Origin of the sequence: Bradyrhizobium sp. HKCCYLRH2015 (genome assembly GCF_051168215.1) — a bacterium.
Classification (GTDB): domain Bacteria; phylum Pseudomonadota; class Alphaproteobacteria; order Rhizobiales; family Xanthobacteraceae; genus Bradyrhizobium.
Genome location: NZ_JBNPUO010000010.1, coordinates 162,074 through 186,841 on the forward strand (window position 1 = coordinate 162,074; position 24,768 = coordinate 186,841).

19 protein-coding genes, 1 tRNA gene and 1 pseudogene are annotated in these 24,768 nt (G+C 65.7%); 12 read left to right on the top strand and 9 right to left on the bottom strand.

Annotated elements, in window-relative coordinates:
* Positions 1-18: 18 nt before the first annotated feature.
* Positions 19-981, top strand: coding sequence for an amino acid--[acyl-carrier-protein] ligase (locus ACQR1H_RS25745; protein ID WP_316179339.1), 963 nt, complete (start codon positions 19-21; stop codon positions 979-981).
* Between the two features lie 39 nt (positions 982-1,020).
* Complete coding sequence (locus tag ACQR1H_RS25750; RefSeq protein WP_316179337.1) at positions 1,021-1,902, top strand: acyl-CoA acyltransferase; 882 nt, start codon at positions 1,021-1,023, stop codon at positions 1,900-1,902.
* A 1-nt stretch (position 1,903) separates the two neighbouring features.
* On the opposite strand, the gene ACQR1H_RS25755 is transcribed toward ACQR1H_RS25750, so the two are convergent.
* The gene (locus ACQR1H_RS25755; protein ID WP_434908387.1) at positions 1,904-2,791 is read right to left on the bottom strand and encodes a branched-chain amino acid aminotransferase; all 888 of its coding nucleotides are present in this window, start codon (positions 2,789-2,791) and stop codon (positions 1,904-1,906) included.
* Positions 2,792-2,932: 141 nt separating this feature from the next.
* Here ACQR1H_RS25755 and ACQR1H_RS25760 point away from each other — a divergent pair, with 141 nt between their 5' ends.
* The 5 genes from ACQR1H_RS25760 (at position 2,933) to ACQR1H_RS25780 (ending at position 8,129) form a co-directional block, all read left to right on the top strand.
* Positions 2,933-3,889: an alpha/beta hydrolase gene (locus tag ACQR1H_RS25760; RefSeq protein ID WP_434908388.1), complete on the top strand. Its 957-nt coding sequence runs from the start codon at positions 2,933-2,935 to the stop codon at positions 3,887-3,889.
* Positions 3,890-4,039: 150 nt separating this feature from the next.
* Positions 4,040-5,344 (top strand): O-acetylhomoserine aminocarboxypropyltransferase/cysteine synthase family protein, encoded by a 1,305-nt coding sequence (locus ACQR1H_RS25765; RefSeq protein ID WP_434838176.1) that lies wholly within the window; start codon positions 4,040-4,042, stop codon positions 5,342-5,344.
* Between the two features lie 12 nt (positions 5,345-5,356).
* Positions 5,357-6,337 (top strand): homoserine O-succinyltransferase MetA, encoded by a 981-nt coding sequence (gene metA, locus ACQR1H_RS25770; protein WP_434908389.1) that lies wholly within the window; start codon positions 5,357-5,359, stop codon positions 6,335-6,337.
* Positions 6,338-6,421: 84 nt separating this feature from the next.
* Complete coding sequence (locus ACQR1H_RS25775; RefSeq protein ID WP_434908390.1) at positions 6,422-7,663, top strand: DUF763 domain-containing protein; 1,242 nt, start codon at positions 6,422-6,424, stop codon at positions 7,661-7,663.
* Between the two features lie 4 nt (positions 7,664-7,667).
* A complete protein-coding gene (locus tag ACQR1H_RS25780; protein ID WP_315801700.1) occupies positions 7,668-8,129 on the top strand; it encodes an NUDIX domain-containing protein in 462 nt (153 codons plus the stop codon).
* A 23-nt stretch (positions 8,130-8,152) separates the two neighbouring features.
* On the opposite strand, the gene ACQR1H_RS25785 is transcribed toward ACQR1H_RS25780, so the two are convergent.
* The 3 genes and pseudogenes from ACQR1H_RS25785 to ACQR1H_RS25795 all read right to left on the bottom strand — a co-directional run.
* Positions 8,153-9,850 carry a methyl-accepting chemotaxis protein gene (locus ACQR1H_RS25785; RefSeq protein WP_315801701.1) on the bottom strand — a complete coding sequence of 566 codons (1,698 nt, stop codon included), beginning with the start codon at positions 9,848-9,850 and terminating at the stop codon, positions 8,153-8,155.
* Between the two features lie 844 nt (positions 9,851-10,694).
* Positions 10,695-11,900: an MFS transporter gene (locus ACQR1H_RS25790; RefSeq protein WP_434908391.1), complete on the bottom strand. Its 1,206-nt coding sequence runs from the start codon at positions 11,898-11,900 to the stop codon at positions 10,695-10,697.
* A gap of 104 nt (positions 11,901-12,004) precedes the next feature.
* Positions 12,005-12,282: pseudogene (locus ACQR1H_RS25795) on the bottom strand (MFS transporter); the annotation flags it as partial.
* Between the two features lie 209 nt (positions 12,283-12,491).
* On the opposite strand from ACQR1H_RS25795, the gene ACQR1H_RS25800 reads away from it, so the two are divergent.
* The 3 genes from ACQR1H_RS25800 (at position 12,492) to ACQR1H_RS25810 (ending at position 16,324) form a co-directional block, all read left to right on the top strand.
* Entirely contained in the window at positions 12,492-13,688 is a 1,197-nt protein-coding gene (locus ACQR1H_RS25800; RefSeq protein ID WP_316179322.1) for an FAD-binding domain, read from the top strand.
* Between the two features lie 80 nt (positions 13,689-13,768).
* Positions 13,769-15,643, top strand: coding sequence for a chloride channel protein (locus tag ACQR1H_RS25805; protein WP_316179320.1), 1,875 nt, complete (start codon positions 13,769-13,771; stop codon positions 15,641-15,643).
* Positions 15,644-16,090: 447 nt separating this feature from the next.
* On the top strand, positions 16,091-16,324 hold the full coding sequence (locus tag ACQR1H_RS25810; RefSeq protein WP_316238044.1) for a hypothetical protein: 234 nt from the start codon (positions 16,091-16,093) through the stop codon (positions 16,322-16,324).
* Between the two features lie 450 nt (positions 16,325-16,774).
* On the opposite strand, the gene ACQR1H_RS25815 is transcribed toward ACQR1H_RS25810, so the two are convergent.
* Positions 16,775-16,864 (bottom strand) — tRNA-Ser (locus ACQR1H_RS25815).
* Positions 16,865-17,084: 220 nt separating this feature from the next.
* Between ACQR1H_RS25815 and ACQR1H_RS25820 the strand changes: the two genes are divergently transcribed.
* Complete coding sequence (locus ACQR1H_RS25820; protein ID WP_434908392.1) at positions 17,085-17,429, top strand: hypothetical protein; 345 nt, start codon at positions 17,085-17,087, stop codon at positions 17,427-17,429.
* A 42-nt stretch (positions 17,430-17,471) separates the two neighbouring features.
* Here the strand turns inward: ACQR1H_RS25820 and ACQR1H_RS25825 are convergent, their stop codons facing one another.
* The 4 genes from ACQR1H_RS25825 to ACQR1H_RS25840 form a co-directional block, all read right to left on the bottom strand.
* Complete coding sequence (locus ACQR1H_RS25825; protein ID WP_434838191.1) at positions 17,472-18,932, bottom strand: trehalose-6-phosphate synthase; 1,461 nt, start codon at positions 18,930-18,932, stop codon at positions 17,472-17,474.
* A gap of 216 nt (positions 18,933-19,148) precedes the next feature.
* Positions 19,149-19,970, bottom strand: coding sequence for a trehalose-phosphatase (otsB, locus tag ACQR1H_RS25830; RefSeq protein WP_434908393.1), 822 nt, complete (start codon positions 19,968-19,970; stop codon positions 19,149-19,151).
* Positions 19,971-21,485: an MFS transporter gene (locus tag ACQR1H_RS25835; RefSeq protein ID WP_434908394.1), complete on the bottom strand. Its 1,515-nt coding sequence runs from the start codon at positions 21,483-21,485 to the stop codon at positions 19,971-19,973.
* A 417-nt stretch (positions 21,486-21,902) separates the two neighbouring features.
* Positions 21,903-23,939 (bottom strand): methyl-accepting chemotaxis protein, encoded by a 2,037-nt coding sequence (locus tag ACQR1H_RS25840; RefSeq protein WP_434908395.1) that lies wholly within the window; start codon positions 23,937-23,939, stop codon positions 21,903-21,905.
* A gap of 300 nt (positions 23,940-24,239) precedes the next feature.
* Here ACQR1H_RS25840 and ACQR1H_RS25845 point away from each other — a divergent pair, with 300 nt between their 5' ends.
* The gene (locus tag ACQR1H_RS25845) at positions 24,240-24,725 is read left to right on the top strand and encodes a (2Fe-2S)-binding protein (protein WP_315717018.1); all 486 of its coding nucleotides are present in this window, start codon (positions 24,240-24,242) and stop codon (positions 24,723-24,725) included.
* Positions 24,726-24,768: the final 43 nt, after the last annotated feature.

Sequence of the window (24,768 nt, forward strand, 5' to 3'; positions counted from 1 at the left end):
CCACCCAGGATTTGCACAATGACGATTCCCGTTCTCCCGCAGTCGCCCGAGATTGCGCCCCAGCCGGCCGACGCGCTCGATCATCTGACCGACGCCCTGTTCCACCGCATGGGCGCGGATGGCGTCTATGCACGGACCGCGCTGTATGAAGGTGTTGTGGAGCGGCTCACGACGCTCATCACGCGGCATCGTGAGCCCGGCACGGAGGTCATGCGCTTCCCGCCGGTCATGAGCCGGACGCAGCTTGAGAAGTCCGGCTATCTCAAGAGCTTTCCAAATCTGCTCGGCTGCGTCTGTGGCCTGCACGGCACCGAGCGGGACATCCACGAAGCCGTGGCACGTTTCGACAAGGGCGGCGACTGGACCACCTCGTTGTCGCCGGCCGACCTCGTGCTGTCGCCCGCAGCCTGCTATCCGGTGTATCCGATCGCGGCGAGCCGTGGTGCACTGCCGGTCGGCGGCCTACGCTTCGACGTCGCGGCCGATTGCTTCCGCCGCGAGCCGTCGCGGCATCTCGACCGCCTGCAGTCGTTCCGTATGCGCGAATATGTCTGCATCGGCACACCCGACGACGTCTCGGCATTCCGCGACCGTTGGATGGTGAAGGCGCAAACGATCGCCCACGATCTCGGGCTGTCGTTCCGCGTCGATCACGCCAGCGACCCGTTCTTCGGTCGCGTCGGCCAGATGAAGGCGGTCAGCCAGAAGCAGCAGGCGCTGAAATTCGAGCTCCTGGTGCCGTTGCGATCGGAAGAGCAGCCGACCGCCTGCATGAGCTTCAACTATCACCGCGAGCATTTCGGCACGACCTGGGGCATCGACGACGCCGACGGCGCGCCGGCGCACACCGGTTGCGTGGCCTTCGGCATGGACCGCCTCGCGGTCGCGCTGTTCCACACGCACGGCATCGATCCGACGCGCTGGCCGTCGCGCGTGCGCGACGCGCTGCTGGTGGAGCGTCAGCCCGACGTCGTCGGCTGACGTCCTACCGCCATCGTCGGGAGATCGGCAGGCAATCTCATGACCGCGCGCAAGCCGCTGATCCGCTGCCGGGAGATCGGGGAGCCCGATCTCGACGCGGTCGCCGATCTGCTCACGCGCGGATTTCCGCGGCGGTCCCGCGCGTATTGGGCCACGGGCCTGCACCGACAGACGACGCGTCCGGCGCCCGAAGGCTATCCCCGCTATGGCTATCTGCTCGAGAACGACGGCGCGGCCGTCGGCGTGTTGTTGCTGATCTACAGCAACCGGGGCACACCCGCGCAGCCGCAGATCTGGTGCAACCTGTCGAGCTGGTATGTCGAGCCGTCGTTTCGCAACTATGCGACGATGCTGACCCGGATCGCACAGCGTTTGCCTGAGGTGACCTACATCAACATCAGCGCCGCGCGCCAGACATGGCCGATCATCGAGGCGCAGGGCTTTCGTCCCTATTGTCACGGCTTGTTCTTTTCAGTGCCCGCCATGTCATTTGCCGGCCGCGGCGCGCAAGTGGAGCAGGTCGCCGCTGACGCCCAGGCGCTCGATGGACTTCCGCCCAGCGAGGCCGACCTGCTGATCCGCCACGCACGCTATGGCTGCCTCAGCATCGTGGTCCGGTCGAAGCATGGCCCGGTTCCGTTGGTGTTGCAGCAGCTCCGGGTCCGGCAAGGACGGTTCGCATTGCCGGCAATGCAGCTGATCTACTGCCGCGGCACCTCCGACTATGTTGCCTGCGCCGGCGCCGTGGGCCGTTTCCTGCTGCCGCGCGGACGCGTGTCCGTCGTCGTCGACGCCGACGGGCCGATTGCCGGGCTCTACGGCGTCTACACCGAACGCCGCGGCCGCAAATACATCAAGGGACCGGAGCCGGGGCGGCTCGGCGAGCTCAGCGATACCGAACTTCCCGTCTATGGGTCCTGACCTATGCCGCGGCCCTGACCCGGTGGGCATAGTCCCAGTACAGCCTGCGTGCGCGGCTGAAGACGGGACCGATTGGCAGCGTCCGGTCGTCGATGCGGATCACCGGCGCGACCTTGGCGAAGTTGCCCGACGAGAAGATCTCGTCGGCGTTCAGGAAATCGTCATATCGGAGCGTCGTCTCGACCACACTCACACCATCGCCTCGCAGCAATTCGATCACGCGCTGTCGCGTGATCCCGTTGAGGAAGGTTCCGTTCGGCACCGGCGTGAAGACAACGCCGTCCTTGACCATGAACACGTTGGCATTGCCGAACTCCGCGACGTTGCCGAGCAGATCCAGCATCAGGCAGTTGTTGAAGCCGCGCGAGGCCGCTTCGATCAGCGCGCGCGAATTGTTCGGATAGAGGCAGGCCGCCTTAGCGTCGACCGGCGCGCATTCGGCCGTCGGCCTTCGGAACTGCGACAGCGTGATGGCGTTGCCCGTCGGCTGCGGCATCGGCGCCTCATAGATGCACAGGCACCAATTGGTGGTGTCGGGATCGAACAGGACACCGCCGCCGGCGCCATGCTGCGCCCAGTACATCGGGCGGATGTAGAGCTCGGCTCCCGCTCCGAACCGCGCGATCCCTTCCCGCGCCAGCCCCATCCAGGTCTCGACGTCCGCCACGGGTTTGAGCCGGAAATTGATCGCGGACTGATTCACACGCGCGCAGTGCCGATCGAGATCGGGCGTCACGCCTTCGAACGCGCGCGCCCCGTCGAACACGGTCGATGCGAGCCAGGTCGCGTGGGTCCGCACGCCCATGATCGGCGCATTGCCCTCGCGCCATTCGCCGTCGAAGAAGGTCCAGGTCTGCGAGTAGCTGACAGGCTTGACGATGTGGGTCATGGCGGCGCTCCCGTTCGGCATCGATCGTATCTGCACTTCTGGCTTGAAGATTTTAAGGATTTCCCCGCCGCGGCCTGCCGCTCATGATCGATTCACTGCTGATGGGCACAATGGTCGCTGCCTTGGTTAACTGGAGCTGTCATGCCGCTCGACCCTCGCGCCCAGCGCCTGCTTTCGATGGTAGCTGCCGCTATGCCGGAAAGCCGGCAGCATCCGAGTGTCGGGCAACGCCGGCAGTCGCTGGCCAAGCTGATGCAGTTCGCGCGGAACGACTGCGGCGCCGTCATCACGCGGGATGGCGATTTCTCCGGTCCCTCCGGGCAGCTTCGCTACCGCCTGTACACGCCGGCAGCGGGCCCGGACGATCTCGGGATGCCGCCTGGCTTCGTATACTTTCATGGCGGCGGTCTCGTGGCGGGCAGCATCGACACACACGACAAGGTCGCCGCTGCGCTTGCCGCCGCCTCGCGCTGCCGGCTGCTCTCGATCGACTACCGCCTCGCGCCCGAGCACCCGTTCCCGGCAGCGATCGAGGATGCGATCGCTGCCGTTCACTTCGCGATCGATCACGCGGCCGCACTCGGCATCGACGGCAATCGCATTGTGCTCGGCGGCGATTCCGCGGGCGCCACGCTCGCGGCCGCCGTTTGTCAGCAGGCCGCCGGCGACAGCCCTCTCAGAATCGCGCTGCAGTGCCTGATCTGCCCGGTGCTCGATTTTTCCAGCCCCTGGCCGTCGCGCGAGCTGTTCGGCACCGGCTACCTGATCAACAGGGCGACCTGGCAGGCCGACCTCGGCGACTATCTGGACGGCAAGACCGATGTCGCGCATCCACTGATATCGCCGCTGTGCCGCGAGACGCTGGCCGGGCTTCCGCCCGCCGTGATCCACACCGCAGAGTTCGATCCGATGCGTGACGAGGGCAACGCCTACGCGGCACGGCTCGCGGAAGCCGGCGTCACGGTCGCGCATGTCTGTCACGACGGCATGGTCCACAATTTCCACGCGCTCGGTGCGATCCTGCCGCAGGCCAAGGCCGCACTGGATCTGGTCGGGTGGCAAATCCGGTCGTTCCTGCAGGTTTCTTCTATGCGCTAATTCGAAGTTCTTCGGCCACATCTCGTTAGGGTTATTTCGTCGTTGTTGTCGCGAATTATTGCCCGCTTTACGCCTGCGCTCCTACAACGGCACCACTCGCCGAATACGAGCAGCTCGCCGCATTGATCGAAGCGAGCGCGGAGATCGCCGATGCGCAACGAGACGATTGCAATCCACGCAGGCTATGAGCCGGAGGCGACCACCAAGGCCGTCGCGGTTCCGATCTATCAGACCGCCGCCTACGCCTTCGACAGCGCCGACCACGGCGCCGCGCTGTTCAATCTCGAAGCCGAGGGCTATCGCTACAGCCGGATCTCCAATCCGACCACGGCGGTGCTCGAGAAGCGCGTCAGCGAGCTCGAGGGCGGCGTCGGCGCGCTCGCCGTCGGCACCGGACAGGCGGCGCTCCACTTTGCATTCGTCAACCTCGCCGATGGCGGCGGCAACATCGTCTCGGTGCCGCAGCTCTACGGCACCACGCACACGCTGCTCGGTCACATCCTGCCGCGCCAGGGCATCACTGGACGCTTTGCCGACAGCGATGCGCCCGACGCCATCGAGCGTCTCATCGATGACAACACCAAGGCCGTGTTTGCCGAAACGATCGGCAACCCCGCCGGCAATGTCTGCGACATCGAAGCGTTGGCGAAGGTCGCACATCGCAACGGCGTGCCACTGATCGTCGACAACACCGTCGCAACGCCGATCCTGCTGCGGCCGTTCGACTACGGCGCCGACATCGCGGTGCATTCGCTGACCAAGTTTCTCGGCGGTCACGGCACGACCCTGGGCGGCATGCTGGTCGACAGCGGCAACTTTCCCTGGAAGGATCACGCCGACCGCTTTCCCGCCTTCACGCAGCCCGACGCGTCCTATCACGGAATGGTCTACACTGATCATTTCGGCCGCAGCGCCTATATCCAGCGCGCGCGCAGCGTCTATCAGCGCACAATGGGCGCGGTGCTGTCGCCGTTCAATGCCTTCCTGCTGCTGCAGGGCATCGAGACCGTCGCGCTGCGCATGGAGCGTCACGTCGAGAATGCGCGCAAGGTCGCCGAATTCCTCCGCAACGATCCGCGCGTGGCATGGGTCAACTACGCGGGCTTCGCCGACAGCCGCTATTACCCGCTGGTCCAGAAATATCTCGACGGTCGCGCGTCGTCGCTGTTCACGTTCGGGATCAACGGCGGCATGGAGGCCGGCAAGGCGTTCTACGACGCCCTGAAGCTGGTCACGCGGCTGGTCAATATCGGCGATGCGAAGTCGCTGGCCTGCCATCCCGCATCGACCACGCATCGGCAGATGCCGCCGGACGACCAGCGCAAGGCGGGCGTCCTTCCCGAGACGATCCGGCTGTCGATCGGCATCGAGCATGTCAGCGACATCATCGAGGATCTCGACCAGGCGCTCGCCCAGGCCTGCCCTCGCCCGCGTCAATTGGATGCGGCGGAGTAGAGCGATCAGCCGATGACCCTGCTGTTCGACCGACATCGCAGGATCGCGAGCCCTGCCCTCGCGCCCGCCGAATTCGATGACAGCGGACGGCGCCCGGTCGAGCTGTCGATCGGCCTCGTCAACAACATGCCGGACAGCGCCTTGAAGGCGACCGATCTCCAGATCGCCCGCCTGCTGCAACAGTGCGCGCCGCGGCACGTCCGCATCCGCCTGCACTGCTTCTCGCTGCCCTCCATCATGCGCTCGCAGGCGGCGAGGCACCACGTCGCCCAGTCCTACGCCGACATCGGGTCGCTCGACCGGCTCGGCATCGACGGCCTGATCGTGACCGGCGCCGAGCCCGTCGCGGCGGCCTTGCGCGACGAGCCTTATTGGTCGGACCTCACCTCGGTCATCGACTGGGCCAGAACCAACACCCGCTCGACGATCTGGTCCTGTCTCGCGGCCCACGCGGCCGTGCTGCATCTCGACGACATCGAGCGGCAGCGGCTGGCGAGCAAATGCTCCGGCATCTTCGACTGCGAGAAGGTCCAGGACGACTGGCTCACGCACGGCATCCATTTGCCGCTCCAGGTGCCGCACTCCCGCCTCAACGCCGTCAACGAGCCGCTGCTGGCGGAGCGCGGCTACGACATCCTGACCCGGTCTGACGAGGTCGGCGTCGACATCTTCGCGCGCTCGATGCCAAGCCGGTTCGTGTTCTTCCAGGGCCATCCCGAATATGACGCGCTCTCCCTACAGCGCGAATACATGCGCGACATCGCGCGGTTTCTCGCCGGTCAGCGCGACGACTATCCGCGGCTGCCGAAATCCTACTTCAGCGCCGAGAGCGAGGCGGTGCTCGGCGCGTTCGAGTGGCGGGCCAAGGAAAGGCGCGACCCGACGCTGGCGGCCGAGCTCCCGGGGTTGACGCTGCGGCCCGACCTCGCCGCCCAAAGCGCCGCACAAACGCTGTTCAGGAACTGGATCGGTCATCTCGGGCAGACCGGATAGCGAAGCCCGGCCTCCATCGCAGCGGTCGCCTCGTATTGCGCCTTCTGTTAGATTGGCGCGACACGCCTCCTCTGCAAGGCTCCGATGGCCCGACGTACCGGCAGCGCCGATCTTCCGCTCCATTCCGGGCGCGTGCCGGCCTGGCTCGGCACGCGCATGGCCTCGCTCGGCGCCATCATCACCCAGGCCATCGTGCATCATTACGGCCGCGACGAATTCCTGGCGCGGATGTCGCATCCGTTCTGGTTCCAGTCGTTCGGCGCCGTGATGGGCATGGACTGGCATTCCTCCGGCATCACCACCAGCGTCATCGGCGCGCTGAAGCGCGGGCTGAAGCCGCTGTCCGGCGAGCTCGGCATCTACGTCTGCGGCGGCCGCGGCGAGCACTCGCGCAAGACGCCCGACGAGCTGCGCCTGCTCAGCGACCGGCTCGGCCTCGACGGCGAGGAGCTGGTGCGCACCAGCAAGCTGGTCGCCAAGGTCGACAGCGCCGCGGTGCAGGACGGCTTCGACCTCTATCTGCACGGCTTCTTCGTCACCGCGGACGGCAAATGGACCGTGGTGCAGCAGGGCATGAATGGCGACACCCGCCAAGCGCGGCGCTATCACTGGCACTCGCGCGAGCTTGCGAGCTTCGTCGACGCGCCGCACAGCGCCATCGATGGTCCCGTCCAGGGCGAGATCGTCAACCTCACCGACAAGCGCGCCGCGCCGTCGCGCGACGCGCAGCTCGAGCTGCTCACCGATCTCGGCCCCGACCGGGTCGTCACCGAGTTCGAGCGGCTGAGCACGCCGGAGCTCGCCCAAGGCCTGCTGCCGCATCTGGTCATGCCTGCGCATCACGACGTCAGGCCGAAGGATGTGTTCGCCCGCCGGCTGCACGGCACGCTCGCGGCCGCAGCCGAGCGCGGTCCGGTCGACTTTCCCGACCTGCTGCTGACGCCGGGCGTCGGCGCCCGCACCGTGCGCTCGCTCGCCATGGTCGCCGAGGTCGTGCATGGCGCGCCCTATCGATTCAGCGATCCGGCGCGGTTCTCGCTGGCGCATGGCGGCAAGGACCGGCATCCCTATCCGGTGCCGATCAAGGTCTATGACGAGACCATCCGCGTGCTCAAATCCGCCGTCGGCAACGCCAGGCTCGGCCGCGACGAGGCGCTGTCGGCGCTGAAGCGGCTCGACGACCAGGCGCGCCGGCTTGAGCGCAGCGCGACCGGCCCCTCGCTCGAGGCCTACATCGCCACCGAGCGCGCCGCCTCGCCCGAGCTCGACGGCCGCTCGGTGTTCGGCTGGGAGCGCGACCTCATCCAGCGCACCGGCGAGGCGTAGCGGCATGCCGGCGCGCAGCGCGGGCGTGCTCGCGTTTCGCAGGACCGCCGACGGATTGGAAGTACTGCTGGTGCATCCTGGCGGCCCGTTCTGGCGCCACAAGGATCTCGGCGCCTGGTCGATCCCGAAGGGCGAATTCGGCGCCGGCGAGGCGGCCGAAGCCGTGGCGCGGCGCGAATTCGCCGAGGAGCTTGGCACCGCGCTGACGGTGCCGCTCGTCCCGCTCGGCGAGATCAAGCAGCGCGGCGGCAAGGTGGTCGAGGCATTCGCCGCCGAGACCGATCTCGATGCCGGCGGCATCACCAGCAACGCATTCGAGCTCGAATGGCCGCCGCGCAGCGGCCGTCTCCAGCGTTTTCCCGAGGTCGACCGCGCCGCCTGGTTCGACCTCGCCGAGGCGAGGGTCCGGATCAATCCGGCCCAGGCCACACTGCTCGACCGTCTCGTGGCGATCGGCGGAGGGTGAGCTGTCACCATCCGCCGCCGGCGTCACGCCGCGCGGACGTTGCCGAGGAATCGTCCGGTCTGGGTCTTGAGCTGATCCGACTGACTGCCGAGCTGGGAGGCTGCGCTCAGCACCTGCGCCGCCGCGGCGCCGACCTGGCCGGATGCCTCGCGCACGCCGACGATGTGCTGCATGACCCCCTGGGTGCCCTGCGCCGCCTGCTGCACGCTGCGGGCGATTTCCTTCGTCGCCGCGCCCTGCTCCTCAACCGCGGCCGCGATCGCGTCGGTGATCTCGTTCATCTGGCCGATGGTCGCGCCGATCTCGCGGATGGCGTTGACGGTGGAGCCGGTGGCGTCGCGGATGGCTTCGATCTGGCTGGTGATCTCCTCGGTCGCCTTGGCGGTCTGCGCCGACAGCGCCTTGACCTCGTTGGCGACCACCGCGAAGCCCTTGCCGGCCTCGCCGGCACGCGCCGATTCGATGGTGGCGTTCAGCGCCAGCAGGTTGGTCTGGCCGGCGATGGTCTGGATCAGCGCCATGACCTCGCCGATCTTCTGCGAGGCGTGGACCAGCCGGTCGACCATCGCCTCCGTCCGCGTCGCCTGCCCGACCGCGTTCTGGGCGATCGACGACGACTGCGTAACCTGCTTGGCGATCTCCTGGATCGATGACGACAGTTGCTCGGCGGAGGCCGACACCGTCTGCACGTTCCTGGCGGTCTGCTCCGCGGCCGCGGCCACCTTCGCGCTCTGGTCGGTGGTGCCGGAGACGATGCTCGACATCGACTGTGCCGAGGTCTGCAGCTCGCCGGCGGCGGTCGCGGTGGTCTGGATCACGCCCCCGATCGAGCGCTCGAACTCGTCGGCGATCCGCACCAGCACCGTACGGCGCTCCTCGGCGGCCTGCTGCTTGGACTGCTCCTGCTCGGCCCGGAGCCGCTCGCTCTCGGCGAGATGCTCCTTGAAGATCTGCAGGCTGCGCGCCATGCGGCCGATCTCGTTCCGGCGATCGGTGAACGGCACCTCGAAGCTCAGATTGCCCTTGCTCAGCTCGTCCATCACGGCGCAGGTGCGGTCGAGCGGCACGACGACGCTGCGTCCGAGCCAGAAGGCGACGATCGCGGCAACCAGCAGACCGGCAAGCGCGCCGAAGCCGGCCCACATCGCGCGCTGATAGACGACCGCATCGACGTCGTCGACATACACGCCGGCCTGGATCGCCAGCATCTTGTCGCCGCTGCCATAGGCGCCGACATAGGACATCTTCGGCAGCTCGGTCGTCCCCCCCGCGCGCGGCACCTTGTACTCGACGAAGCCGCCGCCGGCGCGCGCCATGCGGACGATGTCCTGGATCAGGAGCTTGCCGGTGGAATCCTTGAAGTCCCAGCGGTTGACGTTGATGTATTTCGGGTTGGCGTGGACATAGGTCACGCCCGCATCCGACGATCCTGTTCCGTAGACGCCGAGATAGTCGTTGTATTGTCCCCAGCGCATCGCGCCGATCGCGGCGTAGGCCTGCTGCCGCGCCTGCTCCGGCGCCATCTTGCCGGCGGTCGCCGCGGCGTCATAATAGCTCAGCACCTTGACGGCGGACTCGACGAGGTTGCGGACCATGGTCTGCCGCTCCTCGAGAACGGTTCCGCGCAGCATCATGATCTGCATGGCGGAGACGGCGAACAGTGCGATCGACATCACGGCGATGATCGCCGCGAGACGCTGATAGACAGTCAGGTGTCGCATTTTCTGGTTCTCGTTGCGTGGACTGTATGCACGATACCAACCGTACATTAATGGTTTGCTATCCGTGCCGCCCGAACACCGGCGAACTAATTAGTTTTTGGACTGACCACCTCTGCGCACGCGAACTTTCGCTGGAGAACAACCAAAACAACATCGAGCAGCGATCGCTCGGATTAACATGCGATACTTGGAGGTATGATCGAAGGCCGGCCGGTTCCCGGCCCAAGTTCCCGTGGGTTAGGTGTCGAGTTCCATGGGTTCGCGCTGTCGCGACGCGTTCGGCGCCCGAGCTTTGTGCAGCGAAGCCCCTCGACTCACGAGGGCGCAGGGAAGACCAGGCATCGGCTGATTCCTGCGGCCCCCGTGCGGAAAGGAATGCACGGGGCAGGAACCACAGGTTCAGCCGGGTTGCCCGGCCTTCCCTGCGCAATGGTGTTACGGCTGCTTCGCACTCTCCCCGGGGACCGGCGTTCTTGCCCCCGTTTGCGACGACGCGCCAAAGGCACGCCACGCAGGCATCAGCGTCGGGATGCCAGGACCATGCGACTTGACCGTCCGTGCGGGCGCCGCTCGTCAGTCGGCGCCTGCCCGTCCATCACATCCCACCCCAACGCTCCTGACGATGCGCAGCGCCCCTCGTCGATGAGGCGGGACAGCCATAGAGGAACACGAATTCCGATAAAACGAAAGATCAAAATTTGTGCAGGTCGGCGCGACCGAACCGATGTTATTGAAGCAATCGGCGAAATTCGTGTTTCGACGCAGGACGGATGCGGGCCGTCCCCGCGCCCTGACGCTCCCGGCGACCCCATGTCCGGCCCGACGGGCGACTCAGTCGAACGCCTCAGGACGAGACCGTCGCGCGCATCGGACGGCGCTGCCGCAGCAGCAGCAGGATGACCACGGCCGCGCATGAGCAGGCCAGGCTCAACGCCAGCGGCGCGTTGCTGCCGTAGCGGGTCAAAAGCTCGACGAGGATGGGCGCCGACACCGCCGATAGCAGGTTGAGCGGCAGTCCGATCTGGGCGGACGCCTTGGCGAACGCCGCCTTGTCGTAGAACACCAGCGGCATGGTGGCCCGCGCCACGGCGAGCGCGCCACTGCCGAGGCCGTAGATCAGGATGAAGCCGCCGATCGCCGCGTGTGAGCCGTCGCTCAGCATCAGCAGCAGCATCGCCACCGGCAGCGCCAGGCCGGCGACGATCGCGGTGGTGATGCCGTCCCAGCGGCCGCCGCCGAGAAAATCGATGGCGCGGGCGCTGATCTGGATCACGCCCAGCATCGAGCCGAACCCGACCGCCTCGGCCGCCGAGAGGCCTTCGGCCTTCAGCAGTTCGATCAGAACCGCTCCCATCCCGAACGCGACGAAGGCGTTGAGGCCGGAGGCGCCGACCAGCAGATAGAAGGTGCTACGCGTCGGCGTCGATGCGGGGGCGGACGCTGCCGCATCCGAGGACGGCGGCAGATGATCGCGGACGCGCCGCGGCAGCAGGAACACGAACAGCGGCAGCGAGATCAAGAGCAGCAGGCCGGCATAGACGAGACAGGTGCTGCGCCAGCCGATATGTGCCGAGAGCGCCGAGGTGACCGGCCAGAAGATGCTGCTCGACAGGCCCGTGACCAGCATCAACGCCCCGATGGCGCTGCGCGCACGCAGGCCGGCGATCTCGTTGAGCACGATGTAGGAGGCGGTCGAGAGCGTGGCGCTGCCGGCCACGCCGAGCAGCAGCCAGGCGGCATAATAAGTGAGCGGGCCCTGCGCAGCCGACAGCAGTGCATAGCCGGGCGCCGCCAGCAGGGTGCCCGCGATCATCACCCGCCGGCCGCCATGCTTGACGAACGGCCGCGCCAGCAGCGGCGAGCACAGCCCCATCGACATGTACAGCACCGTCGTGCTGGCGAAGACCGCCGTCAGCTCCATCTCCAGATCCGCCGCCATGGCCCGGCCGATCACCGCCGGCAGGCTGAGCGTGCCCCAGGCGATGAGCTGCGTGACGGCGAGGACGATCAGGACGCGCAGGAGGGAGGGATCGGCGATGACGGGGGGCATTTCTGGGCGAGGGCACTACAGGAGAGGGCGCGCGACACGCGCCACAATGCTGGTTTTAGAGCATTCGAGCCGCACGAGCCCCGCTGTTTCGGAATTGCGTCCCGTCACCGATGAGGGGGCTCGGACCACGTGCCGGCCATGACGTGCGCCGGTCGCCGCCGGCGAAGCAGCAACAGCATGAGCGGGGCGACGGAGGAGCAAGCGAAGGTCACCCCGGCGACGCGTTGCCGCCATAGCTGGTGAGCAGCGCAGCCAGGACAGGCGCCCAGACGGCCGACAGCAGATTGAGCGGCAACGCGATCTGCGCCGACGCTTTGGCAGACGCCGCCTTGTCGTAGAACACGAGCGGCATGGTCGCCAGTGACACCGCCAGCGCGCCGCTGCTGCTCCATCTCGATGATCCATCGAAGAACAGAGCTAGGAGCGGCCAACCACACCAAGCTCCGCTGTACTGCGTACGATAGCGTACCGAATATTCCACTTTGCATCCTATAAGCGCTGTTGCTGATAGCCTGTAAAATTTGTCCATGCGTTACCAACGTGCAACAGGACGCTCGATCAGCGAAGTTGGTCCACCTCATGAGAACCGCCTTGATTTCCGGCGCCGGGATCGCGGGGCCTGCGCTCGCATATTGGTTGAAGGCGGCCGATTTCGAGCCGACGCTCGTTGAGCGGGCCCCGGCCTTGCGCCAAGGTGGCTATGTCATCGACTTTTGGGGGCTTGGCTATGATCTCGCGGAGCGCATGGGTCTGCTCGGCGACATCAATCGCGTCGGTTATCATATGCGGGAGATGCGCATTGTAGACGGCGGGGGCCGGTCCGTTGCCGGATTCGGCGCAGCGATATTCTCGGAATTGACTGCCGGCCGCTATGTGACGCTCCAACGAAGCGACCTTTCCCGGCTGCTGTTTGAGAGATCACAGGGACAGGTCGAAAGCATCTTCGGCGATACGATCGTCGCCTTGGAAGAGCAGGCGGATTGCGTCCGGGTCCGGTTCGAGCGCGAGCGTGAACGACGATTCGATCTCGTGATTGGCGCGGACGGATTGCATTCGCGTACGCGCGCACTCGCCTTCGGACCGCAATCCAGGTTCGAAAAGCACCTGGGCTATGCCGTCGCGGCGTTCGAGGCGCGCGGCTATCGCCCTCGCGACGAGGATATTTATCTGATGTACGGACGACCGGGCCGGATGCTCGGTCGTTTCACGTTGCGCGACGATCGCACGCTGTTTCTGTTTGTTTTCCTTTCGACGAGAGAGGAGTTGCCCACCACGATGGATGCCCAGAAGGCGCTCCTCGACGACCTCTATCGGCACGATGGCTGGGAATGCTGCAAGATTCTGGCCGAACTCGAGCAAACTGAGTCGCTCTATTTCGACAGCGTCAGTCAGATCCAGATGCAAAACTGGTCCCACGGCCGCATCGCGCTGGTGGGAGACGCGGCATTCTGCGTCTCGCTGCTGGCCGGGCAGGGCTCGGCGCTGGCAATGATCTCGGCTTACGTCCTTGCCGGTGAACTCGCAGCTGCAGACGGGCAGTATCAACTCGCATTTCGGAGATACGAAACATTGTTGCGAAGCTACATCAATGCCAAGCAGCGTGGAGCCGAGCGCTTTGCCGGTGCTTTTGCACCGAAGACAGAGTTCGGGCTACGATTCCGCAACTTGGTGGTCAAAGCGTTTGCTCTTCCCGGCCTGGCCAGGCTCGCTATCGGGCGTGACATCACAGATTCCTTGGAACTTCCGCAGTATAGTTGGCCATTGTTCAGCAGAAGGGCGATCGATTAGCACTTGCCCTGACGCTGCACTCTGCGTCAAAGCCGTCCAAGTCCCTGTTGCCCAGTGCGGACGGCGTCCGGAACGCTTTTATGGCCGACCAGTCCGTATCTTGCGATCCCCACCTTGAGCCATTTCGTGTGACCCGGATGCCCACAGGACTGACTTCCGACAATATCAAAGCGATCGCAGCCGGCGGCCGCAAATCGCTGCTGGAGGAACGGCGGGTGAGCCTGCTCGTTCTTTGTGGCCTCGCCTTGGTTATCGGGGTGATGACTGGACTAGGCGCAGTTGTGTTCCGCGCCCTGATCGGCTTCGTGCACAACGTCTCTTACAATGGCAGACTCAGTTTCGTTTACGACGCCAATATCAGCGAGGGTCCCAGCCGCTTTGGCGACTTCGTTCTGTTGTCCCCGATGGTCGGGGGCCTGATTGTCGTTTTTCTCGTGAGGCGCTTTGCTCCCGAAGCAAAGGGACACGGCGTCCCCGAAGTGATGGATGCGATCTTCTACAAGCGCGGCAATATCCGCGGCACGGTCGCCGTGATCAAGGCGCTGGCCTCCGCAATATCGATCGGTAGCGGCGCCGCCGTCGGGCGCGAGGGGCCGATCATCCAGATCGGCTCGGCGCTTGGTTCGGCCTTCTCTCAATTCATCGGACTCTCCACGCGGCAGAAGATAACGCTGTTGTCCGCGGGCGCCGGCGCGGGCATCGCCGCAACGTTCAACACGCCGCTTGGCGGTGTGCTGTTCGCCCTCGAAATTCTCCTGCCGGAAGTGTCGAACCGCACCTTCCTTCCCGTCGTCGTGGCGACGGGCGCTGCGACGACGATCGGGCGAATTCTCATCGGCCCGGACCCGGCCTTTGCGGTGCCGGACGTTCAATTTCCCATGGTTGCGTCGTTCAATCCGCAGGAGGCGGTTGCGTTCGTCCTGCTTGGAGTGCTGTGCGGCGCAGCAGCCTGGTCGTTCATTCGGCTGCTCGTTTTCATGGAGGATGGATTTCCGAAACTGTCCGGAAACGAGTACGTCCAGAACATCGTGGGCATGGCTGTGATCGGCCTGATGATGGTGGGACTCAGTCACGCGTTCGGCCATTCCTACGTCGATGGGGTTGGCTATTCGGTCATTCAGGACATCCTAGACCACAAGATGACCGCGACGGGTCTTCTTGCGCTGCTATTCGCGCTGAAGCTGCTCGCCACCACCGTCAGCCTTGGCTGCGGGGCCTCTGGCGGGATCTTCTCTCCCTCGCTCTATCTTGGCGCCACTCTTGGCGCGGCATTTGCGACCGGGACCAGTTCGATCTTGCCTCATTCCGGGCTGACGCCGTCCTCGGCCGCTATCGTTGGAATGGCGGCCATGGTCGGCGCGGGAACCGGCGGCGTGATGACGGCCATCGTCATGGTGTTCGAGATGACGCGTGACTACGCGATCATTGTACCGGTGATCGTCGCGGTGGCGCTGGCTGCCGGCGTAAGGCGCGCGCTCGTCAATGAGACGATCTACACGGTCAAGCTGCGTCATCGCGGCCACCGTATCCCCAAGGAGCGGCATATCAATCTTTACCTGGTTAAGCAGGCGCAAGACATCATGGAGCGTCGCTTTATCGTAGCCAGGGCCGGCACAACGCTGAAGCAAGCCTTGCCCGCGGAAGATACCGATGACGCTCGAGCCATCGTCGTCGAGCGGGATGGCCGGATCGTGGGGCTGATTCCGCCGCGTTCGGGTCTGTGGATGGAATCTCAAACCAACCCTGACCTGTTTGTCGAAACCTTTGCCGAACGGCGGATGGTCATTTGTCGCGATCAGGACCTCCTGAGCCTGGTGTTTGCGAGACTCAAGCGCCACGGCGCCGGTGCCGCCATCGTCTTCCAGGGCGGCTCCCGCCCGCGGGTGAATGACATCGTCGGCATCGTCACCAAGCGTACGATTGCTGACGCGGTCATCGACAGCTACGAGGACTGATCCGCGCGGGGATCTGAAGCACGGCGGCCGCCGCGCCGTTTCGCTCGACGTCGTGCTGCCGCAGGCCCGCCACGTCCAAAGTCCGTACGATAGCGTACGACTCCTCGCGCTGGTTGTCTTCAAAGTCGCCCCAAGGAGGAGGGAAGTGAATGTTGTGGGAACGGGGGATGATTCGTGGACACTTCAAGAGAAATTGCGTTGCGATTGCCGCAGGCATATTGCGAGTTCTGTACGATGAGGACTCCTCACGTCCACGAACGGTTGGCCATCAACGGAACTCAAGTTGCACGTTCGGTCTGTTTCGCATGCAAGAGCGAGCGGCCGAAGGAACAACCGCAAGAGAGCCGCGGTCGTAGCTCGCAACTGCAAAAATAGACCAGCGCCGATCATTTCGGCGTGCAGCATGAGCAGGAGCCGCCAAGCCGACCGTCATACGGAGAAGCGCTCATGACCGCGAATGTTTTCGACGAGCACGAAGATCGCGTGAGGTTCATCACCGCCATTGCCATGGAGGTGAAAGCCCTCGCTCTGAGCGCATCCAGAGATGAGATGATCTCGACGAGCGATCCAGGGGCCGAAAAGTTGGTTTACGCCAAGGCTTACCAAGCCTGGGCCGATAGCAAGATCGAAGGGACGGCAGACGACATATTTGAGGCAGTCCAGGAAGTGCTCGACGTCTGAAGATGCGTCGTGTGAGCGAAATATCCTGAAGACTGTCATCCTCGGCATGGAAAAACGGAGAGCCACGGGAGCGCAACCCTGCGCAGTCTGCCGAAGGGCACCTGCAAGATGACTCTCTGCCAGCTTTCGCCCCATCGACGCCGCGCGGTTCGGCCAAGACCGCTCTGAGCTTGAGCGAGCATCGCGAAGTTCACCTCCTGGATTTCTCCCGCCGACGTGTGCCAAACGGCCGGGGCTGCTCGGTCCACTCCAATGAGGTTGTGCGGGATGATCCGATCCCGTTGGCGACCTTGGGGGAAGACCGTCTGGATCGAGGAGAAGTTGAGCCTTCCGTTAAAGGACGGGAATTGGCTCGCCCCAAGCCGAACGTTCGAGTTCCGCCATGCAACGAGCGGACGCCGCCTATCGAAGGCCCGCCATAGCGCAGTTTGGCGTAGAAAATCGTGCAGCTGGCGGAGAGAGTGGGATTCGAACCCACGGTACGGTTTCCCGCACACACGCTTTCCAAGCGTGCGCCTTAAGCCACTCGGCCATCTCTCCGGCGGCCCTCTCTTGGCGGGGTCGGCGGCGTTTTGCAAGCCGGGCGGGGGCCTCGGCGGCAAATTTCCCCCAAATCGCTGATAAAAATCATCAATCCGCCCTGGTTGCGGGCTCGATCTGGCCTCGCCGCCGCCTGGCCGGACCCACCGTGAACCGGCCGGGCGGACGGCACGACCACTGATTTGCGGCCTCGATCCGGCTGCCCATGAGGGACCTCGCCATGCCGCCATCCTCCCCTGCCTGTCTCGCCATCCTGCTGGCCGCGGCGTTCAGCCTCGCCGCCGCCGGAGCGGCGCGCGCCGATCAATGCACCAAACAGGGGGTCGACGTGACCTGCGACGACGGGCGCAAGGGGATCTGGCAGGGCGACGCGATCCTGTGGCCGGACGGGACCAGGTCCAGCCTGAATCCACACCCGTCCGTCATCATCGGCAACAGGGCCTCGGTGGTCGTCGGGCCGGGCGTGTTCGTTGGACAGGGCAAGGGCATGGTGCCGATGGACAATCCGAGCTCGCCGAACAAGCTGCGCTGCGCCGTGCTCGACGGCGTGTCCTACTGCCATTGAGCCTGTGAGCCTCGCCGCCACCGGCGGCGAGGCGCGAGCCATTCAGTGATAGCGCGCACCGGGCGAGAGCATGCGGCCGGCCAGGAAGCCCGCGGGCGCCGCAGGCAGGGGTTCGATCTCGACCTCGGCGGCGTCGCCGTCCTGCAGGGTTTCGACGAAGTCGGCAAACCATTGCTGGATCGAATGGCGGCGCAGCTTCGTCATCATGATCTCGTAGCGCATACGGCGCTCGTTGAGCGGCATCGACAACGCCGTCGCGATCGTCCGGGCCATGCCGTCGATGTCATGCGGATTGACCAGGAGCGCCGCGTCGAGCTCGTTGGCGGCGCCGGCGAATTTCGACAGCACCAGCACGCCCGGATCGACCGGGCTCTGCGCGGCGACATACTCCTTCGCCACCAGGTTCATGCCGTCGTGCAGCGGCGTGACGACGCCGACCTGGGCGCTGCGATAGAGTCCGGCCAGCACACCCTGGCCATAGCCCTTGTTGAGGTAGCGGATCGGCGTCCAGTCGACCTCACCGTGGCGGCCATTGACCTCGCTGACCAGGCGCGCGACCTCGCTCTGCAGATTGCCGTAGGCCTCGATCGATTCGCGCGAAGGCGTTGCGATCTGCAGCAGCGACGCGGCGCGCAGCAGGCTCGGGTGCATCGTCCACATGCGATCGAAGGCATTGATGCGGTTGACCAGGCCCTTGGAGTAGTCGAGCCGGTCGACGCCGATGGCGAGCTTCTCGCCGTTCAGGCTGCGGCGCAGCCGCGACACGTCCGGATGCGCCACCGCCTTCGCCGCCTGCTGCGCGAACTTGTCGGCGTCGATGCCGATCGGGAACACGGCCAGGCGGGTGCGGCCGTGCAGCGACCTGACCACGCCGTCACGCACCTGCAGGCCGAGATCGGTGCGGATGCAGGCGGTGAAATTCTCGCGATCATCCTCGGTCTGGAAGCCGATCAGATCATAGGCAAGCATCGCGGTGACGAGATCGCGGTGATTCGGCACGCTGTCGATGACGCTGCGCGCGGGCCACGGCGTGTGCAGGAAGAAACCGATCGGGCTCTTCACACCGAGCGTGCGCAACTCCGCGCCGAGCGACAGGAAGTGATAGTCCTGGATCCAGAACAGTGTATCCGGCTTCTGGAACCGGAGCAGCGCGCGCGCCACGAAGGCGTTGACCTCGCGATAGGAACGATAATCATCATGCGAGACGCTGATCAGATCGCTGCGTGAATGCAGCGCCGGCCACAGCGCCGAATTGGCGAAGCCTTCGTAGTAGCCGGCGTAATGCGCGGCTGGCAGATCGAGCAGCGCCAGCGCGCCTTCACCGATCTGCTCGATCTCCGCAATCGGTTCCGTCTGCGCGCCGTCACGCACACGTCCCGAAGACCCCACCCATACTGCCCCCGATTTCTCCACAACGGGCAGCAATGCTGCCGCAAGTCCGCCGGTCATTGGCTCGTTGGCTTTGCCACGGGCCACCCGATTCGAAACCACGACGAGGTTCACAGCTCCCTCCTGTTGGTCATGTCGGTTAACAGCTGTTCATCAATATGGTTCCGGGCCACCCTTTCAACCAATTGAAACCAAATTCGGGCGTTCACACGTCGTAATCACAGCGTCAATCAAGTCAGAACGTTTCTAATCAAGGACGACCTAGGCGACATGCGAATGCATGGCGAATGGAACTAACAACGCGGCGAGACGGAACCACCGCGCGGACGGCTAGGTCGATGAATTAGTTCCGCCATCGGCGAGGCGCGCCAGAAACGCGCGCACGTCGTCCGGTGTGTCGAAATGTCCGTCGACTCCGAGCGCACGGCGGCCGACCGAGAACGACAGGCCGGCAAAATCCGGCATGATCGCGAACACCGTCTCGTCTGTGACGTCATCGCCTATGAAGAACGGCTTGCGTCCCTGGAACGGCGCGTGTCGCATCAGCTCGCGCACGCCGCTCGCCTTGGTGAAGCCGGCATGCTTGATCTCGCACACACACTTGCCGGGCAGCACCTCGATCGGCGCTCCCGGCAGGTCGGCACGGATACGCGACACCTCTTCGTAGATCGCCTTCTCCGCCTGCGGCGCGAGGCGATAATGCAGCGCTAGCGAGTACCCCTTGTCCTCGAGCAGAATGCCGGGGCTGAGCTTGGCGATCGCGGCGAGCCGGCGCTTCAGCTCCTTGTCCAGCGGCGGCGCCTTGATCGCATCCGCCTCGCCGCCGCCGCCGAGCCGCATCTCCGCGCCATGGCCGCCGACGGCGGGGTAGACCTCCGGCGCGAAAATGAGATCGATGTCGTTGAGTGAGCGGCCCGAGACCAGCGCCAGCGCGCCGGAGGTTCGTTGCAGCAACGCGTTCAGTGCCTCGGCGAGGCCCGGCGGGACCCACACCTCGCGCGGCGTCGGCGCAAGATCGAGCAGGGTGCCGTCGATATCGAGCAGGATCGCCACCTCGCGAAGATGCGGCACGAGACTGACCGGCGTCGGAACGATCTCGGCGGGCTCCGCCGCAGGAGAAGCGATCAGATCGGAGTTGTCGGACATCATCATCTACTCCACGACAGCGAGGGGACGCGCCACCTGCTCGAGCGATTTGCGCTCGGCCGCGATGGCATAGCGCCAAGCGACGAGCGCCGCCACCAGCATCAGCGCGGCACCGAACAGATAGCCGCCGAACACCGCGCCGCGCGCGCCGCTGTCGAGCAGCGCGCCGAACAGCGCGGGTCCCGCGACGCCGCCGATCCCGGTACCGATGGCGTAGAACAGCGCGATCGCGAGCGCTCGCACTTCCAGCGGAAAATTCTCCGACACGGTGAGATAGGCGGCGCTCGCCGCCGGTGACGCGAAAAAGAAGATCACCATCCAGGCCGCGGTCTGGGTCGCGGCGCTCAGCACGCCGATCGAGAACAGATAGCCGGTGAGCGCGAGCAGCACGCCGGAGACGCCGTAGGTGAAGGTGATCATGGCGCGGCGGCCGAGCGTGTCGAACAGGCGGCCGAGCAGCAGCGGCCCGAGCACGTTGCCGGTCGCGAAGGGCAGGATGTACCAGCCGACGTGATCGGACTTGATGCCGTAGAAATCGGTCAGCACCAGCGCGAAGGTGAAGAAGATCGCGTTGTAGAAGAACGCCTGCGCGATCATCAGCGTCAAGCCGACCAGCGAGCGCTGGCGATAGACCGAGAACAGCGTATGCGCGACCTCGGCGAGCGGCGTGTGATCGCGCATGCGAAGGCGAATCTTGGGCAGGGATTTGGCGCGCTCCTCGCGGTCGTGGCCGGTGACGTCGCGCTCGATGGCGGCGACGATGTCGTGCGCCTGGTCCGGATGGCCATGGATCATCAGCCAGCGCGGACTTTCCGGAATCCACATGCGCATGATCAGCACGACCAGGCCGAGACAGGCGCCGATGCCGTAGGCCAGCCGCCAGCCGACATCCGGGCCGGTGACATCAGGATCGAGCAGCACGATGGCGCCGACGGCGCCGAGCGCGGCGCCCAGCCAGAAGCTGCCGTTGATCATGAGATCGGTCCAGCCGCGATAGCGCGCCGGCACCAGCTCCTGGATCGTCGAGTTGATCGCGGTGTACTCGCCGCCGATGCCGGCTCCGGTCAGGAAGCGAAACAGCGCGTAGGTCGCGACATTCCACGACAAGGCGGTGGCGGCGGTCGCGGACAGATAGAGCGCGAGCGTGATGAAGAACAGCTTGCGGCGGCCGATGCGGTCGGTCAGCCAGCCGAAGCCGAGCGCGCCGAGCACGGCGCCGGCGAGATAGGCGCTGTTGGCAAGCCCGATGTCGAGATTGGAGAAGTGCAGCGCCGGGCTCTGCTTCAGCGCGCCCGACAAGGCGCCGGCGAGCGTCACCTCGAGCCCGTCGAGCACCCAGGTGATGCCGAGCGCGAGCACGACGCGGGTGTGGAAGGCGCTCCAGCGGAGGTCGTCGAGCCGGGCGGGGATGTTGGTTTCGATGACGCGATCCTGGCCTGCCGTGTCGTCCGGCGGCGCGCTGGATGGCGGCGCTGACGTGATGACGCGGAGGTGCGGAAAGGATGCCTGTCGGGGTGCCATGGAATCCCAATGCGACGGCGCGGGTCGCACCGCATGCTCGACCGAGAGGATGAAGCAAATGCGGCAGCGAAACCCTGCCGCTGCGACCCAACGTCTCGGCCAGCGCTGGGTTCCCGGAATGAGGGCTGGGAACTCGGCGAAGGTACGGAACGGCACAGGCCGTGCCCACGGGCATGGCCTGTGCCGCGCCTCACGGCATGCTGTCGTCCCGGGCAAGTCCGCTGACGCGAAGCGTCGGCGGGCGCAGACCTGGGACCCATACCGCGGGATTGCACGATTGGGGCAGGCGACCGATACCGCCCGTCCCACGACTGCTGCGGCGTATGGGTCCCCGCGTGCGCGGGGACGACAGCGGAATGTGACGGGAGCAGGTCCGCTCTCACTGCCGATGCAGTGTGGACAAGCCGTGGTGAAACCTTACGCCGCGCGGATGTTGGTCATGAAGCGGTTGAGCTCCGCGCGCAGGCGGGCGCTCTCCGAGGACAGCGACTGGGCCGAGCGCAGCACCTCCTCCGAGGCTTCGCCGGTCTGGGTCGCGCCGCGATTGACCTGGGTGATGTCGGTGGCGGCGGCCTGCGTGCCCGCGGCGACGCTCTGCACGTTCCTCGCGATCTCCTGGGTCGCGCCGCCCTGCTGCTCGACCGCCGTCGCGATCGACGAGGCGATGGTCGAGATCTGGCGGATGGTGCCGCCGATCTGCTTGATCGCGGTCACCGACTCCTGGGTCGCCGCCTGCATGCCTGAGATGTGGTTGGAGATGTCGTCGGTCGCCTTGGCGGTCTGCTCCGCCAGCGACTTGACCTCGGAAGCCACCACCGCAAAGCCGCGGCCGGCATCGCCGGCGCGGGCGGCCTCGATGGTCGCGTTCAGCGCCAGCAGGTTGGTCTGCTCGGCGATCGCGGTGATCAGCTTGACGACGTCGCCGATCTCCTGCGCCGCGCGCGACAGCTTGCCGATGCGCCCGTCGGTCTCCTCGGCCTGGGCCACGGCGGATTCCGCGATGCGGCTGGACTCGCGGACCTGGCGGCCGATCTCGTCGACCGAGGCCGACAGCTCGTCGGTCGCGCTCGCCACCGAGTGGATGCGGCCGGTGGCCTGGTCGGAGGTGCCGCTGACGCGGCTCGCCAGCGACTGCGTGGTCTCGGCGGTGCGCGTCAGCGTCGAGGCCGCCTGCTCGAGGTGCTCGGCCGAGGTCGAGACGTTGGACACGATCGAGCCGACGGCGGTCTCGAACTCGTCGGCGAAGCGGATGAGCTCGGCCCGCCGCGCGGCGCCCGCCGCCTTGTTCTGGGCGTCCTGCGTCGCGGCGTCGCGCTCGGCCTTGGCCACCGCCTGCACTTTGAACTCCTCGACGGCGGCCGCCATCTCGCCGATCTCGTCGGCGCGCCCGAGGCCGGGCAGCCGGACGTCGAAATTGCCCGAGGCAAGCTCGCGCATCGCCTTGCACATCGTGATCATCGGCCTGGAAATGCCGTTGCCGAGCATCAGCGCCAGCACGGCGCCGAGCGTCAGCCCGCCGATCGCCAGCATCGCGATCAGCCGCTCGATGTCCGCGATGGTGGTGTTGGCGGCGGCCTCGATGCGCTGCTGGTCGGAGGCGACCTCGGATTTCAGCCCGTTCGACAGCGCGATGATCTCGGTCCCGACGAGGCCCATTTCCTGTTCGAGCTTGCCGAGCGCCTTCATGTTCTCCGATAGCTTGATGAAGGCGGCGCGATACTGCTTGATCAGGTCGCCGAGCTCGGCGACGCGCTGGGTGATCTTCTCGTCATTGGCATAGATCGTCACCAGCGAGGTTTCCAGGAAGCGCGTGCGCGCGATGGCGCCGTCGGCGGTCTTGGCATCCGGCTTGGCGATATAGGTCCCGACCAGCGCGGACACGGTCAGGTACTGGCCGGTGAGGTCCTTGGCCGTCGTCTGCACCGACGGCAGGCCGGCGAGCGCGGCAGTGTCCGCCAGATCATCGAACTTGAAGCGGATCTTGTTGCCGATGATGCCGATCTGGTCGGTCGCCAGCTTGGCGTTCTCGCGGGTCAGGGCAACGATGCTCGAGAACGTCTTGGCGAAGGCCTGAAACTGCGCCTGCAACTTGCCGACCTGCGCACGCCGCTCGGCGCCGGTCGCGGCCATCGATTTGTCGATCGCGGCCTGGAGCGCCTGCTGGGCAGCGGTGGCCGCCGCCTCGTCCTCGGCTTTGCCGGTCAGGGCATAATAACGGGCGAGCGCCTGGTACGAGACCAGCTCGCGATCGACGGTGCGGGCGGTGTCGGCTTCCGCAACGCTGCCGCGATAGGCCGCCACCGCCGCGGCGACCCGCTCGAACCCCAGATAGGAGAAGCCGATGCTGGCGGCGGAGATGGCCAGCACCACGGCAAAGCCGAGGACGATCTTGCCGCGAAATCGCAGGGTCAGAAAATTGGCACGCCGCGACTGCGGCGCAAGCTGCGCAGACATTCCCACCCCCGACACGCCATTCTTTAATATTGGCCACAAACCAACCCGCCCGGCGGCAACGCACCAGAGCGTGATCAAAACTACGTCACAATGGCTAAGGGGCGGTAAATGGGCGGCATCGGCCTACGGCCTGCGCTCTCACCTGCGCCGATGCCGCCTCGCATGGCGGGCCACATGCGACCGAATCGCCGAGGCCGCGCGCAAGACGTCGCAATGACATCAGAGACGAAAATTCGAGTTGCAAAGTCCTGAGGGCGCTGTTTCTAATCAGAATAAGAAAAATTCATCGGGAGGTTACTCGTGTCGACAGTCAAACTGACGGTGAACGGCAAGGCGGTCTCGGTCGAGGCCGAGGATCGCACCCTGCTCGTTCACCTCCTGCGGGATCATCTCAATCTCACCGGCACCCATGTCGGCTGTGACACCAGCCAATGCGGCGCCTGCGTCGTCCATATCGACGGCCGCGCCGTGAAATCCTGCACCGTGCTCGCCGGCCAGGCTGCCGGCGCCAACGTCACCACCATCGAAGGCATCGCCAAGGGCGACGAGCTGCACCCGATGCAGGCCGCCTTCCGCGACAATCACGGCCTGCAATGCGGCTATTGCACGCCGGGCATGATCATGTCGGCGATCGATATTGTGCACCGCCACGGAGGCGAGCTCGACGAGAGCACGGTGCGTGAGGAGCTGGAAGGCAACATCTGCCGCTGCACCGGCTATCACAACATCGTCAAGGCCGTGCTCGACGCTGCCGGACGGATGAAGGTCGCGCAAGCTGCCGAATGAGGCGGGCGAGAGCCGCCGTTTACCGCAATACCGAGACCACGAC

Bases quoted from the DNA above. Each gene is read 5' to 3' on its own strand.
- ACQR1H_RS25775 (WP_434908390.1), top strand. From the start codon at position 6,422: ATGGCCCGACGTACCGGCAGCGCCGATCTTCCGCTCCATTCCGGGCGC.
- ACQR1H_RS25760 (WP_434908388.1), top strand. From the start codon at position 2,933: ATGCCGCTCGACCCTCGCGCCCAGCGCCTGCTTTCGATGGTAGCTGCC.
- otsB (WP_434908393.1), bottom strand. From the start codon at position 19,970: ATGATGATGTCCGACAACTCCGATCTGATCGCTTCTCCTGCGGCGGAG.
- ACQR1H_RS25765 (WP_434838176.1), top strand. From the start codon at position 4,040: ATGCGCAACGAGACGATTGCAATCCACGCAGGCTATGAGCCGGAGGCG.
- ACQR1H_RS25745 (WP_316179339.1), top strand. From the start codon at position 19: ATGACGATTCCCGTTCTCCCGCAGTCGCCCGAGATTGCGCCCCAGCCG.
- ACQR1H_RS25835 (WP_434908394.1), bottom strand. From the start codon at position 21,485: ATGGCACCCCGACAGGCATCCTTTCCGCACCTCCGCGTCATCACGTCA.
- ACQR1H_RS25755 (WP_434908387.1), bottom strand. From the start codon at position 2,791: ATGACCCACATCGTCAAGCCTGTCAGCTACTCGCAGACCTGGACCTTC.
- metA (WP_434908389.1), top strand. From the start codon at position 5,357: ATGACCCTGCTGTTCGACCGACATCGCAGGATCGCGAGCCCTGCCCTC.
- ACQR1H_RS25790 (WP_434908391.1), bottom strand. From the start codon at position 11,900: ATGCCCCCCGTCATCGCCGATCCCTCCCTCCTGCGCGTCCTGATCGTC.
- ACQR1H_RS25785 (WP_315801701.1), bottom strand. From the start codon at position 9,850: ATGCGACACCTGACTGTCTATCAGCGTCTCGCGGCGATCATCGCCGTG.
- ACQR1H_RS25750 (WP_316179337.1), top strand. From the start codon at position 1,021: ATGACCGCGCGCAAGCCGCTGATCCGCTGCCGGGAGATCGGGGAGCCC.
- ACQR1H_RS25810 (WP_316238044.1), top strand. From the start codon at position 16,091: ATGACCGCGAATGTTTTCGACGAGCACGAAGATCGCGTGAGGTTCATC.
- ACQR1H_RS25805 (WP_316179320.1), top strand. From the start codon at position 13,769: ATGGCCGACCAGTCCGTATCTTGCGATCCCCACCTTGAGCCATTTCGT.
- ACQR1H_RS25820 (WP_434908392.1), top strand. From the start codon at position 17,085: ATGCCGCCATCCTCCCCTGCCTGTCTCGCCATCCTGCTGGCCGCGGCG.
- ACQR1H_RS25840 (WP_434908395.1), bottom strand. From the start codon at position 23,939: ATGTCTGCGCAGCTTGCGCCGCAGTCGCGGCGTGCCAATTTTCTGACC.
- ACQR1H_RS25780 (WP_315801700.1), top strand. From the start codon at position 7,668: ATGCCGGCGCGCAGCGCGGGCGTGCTCGCGTTTCGCAGGACCGCCGAC.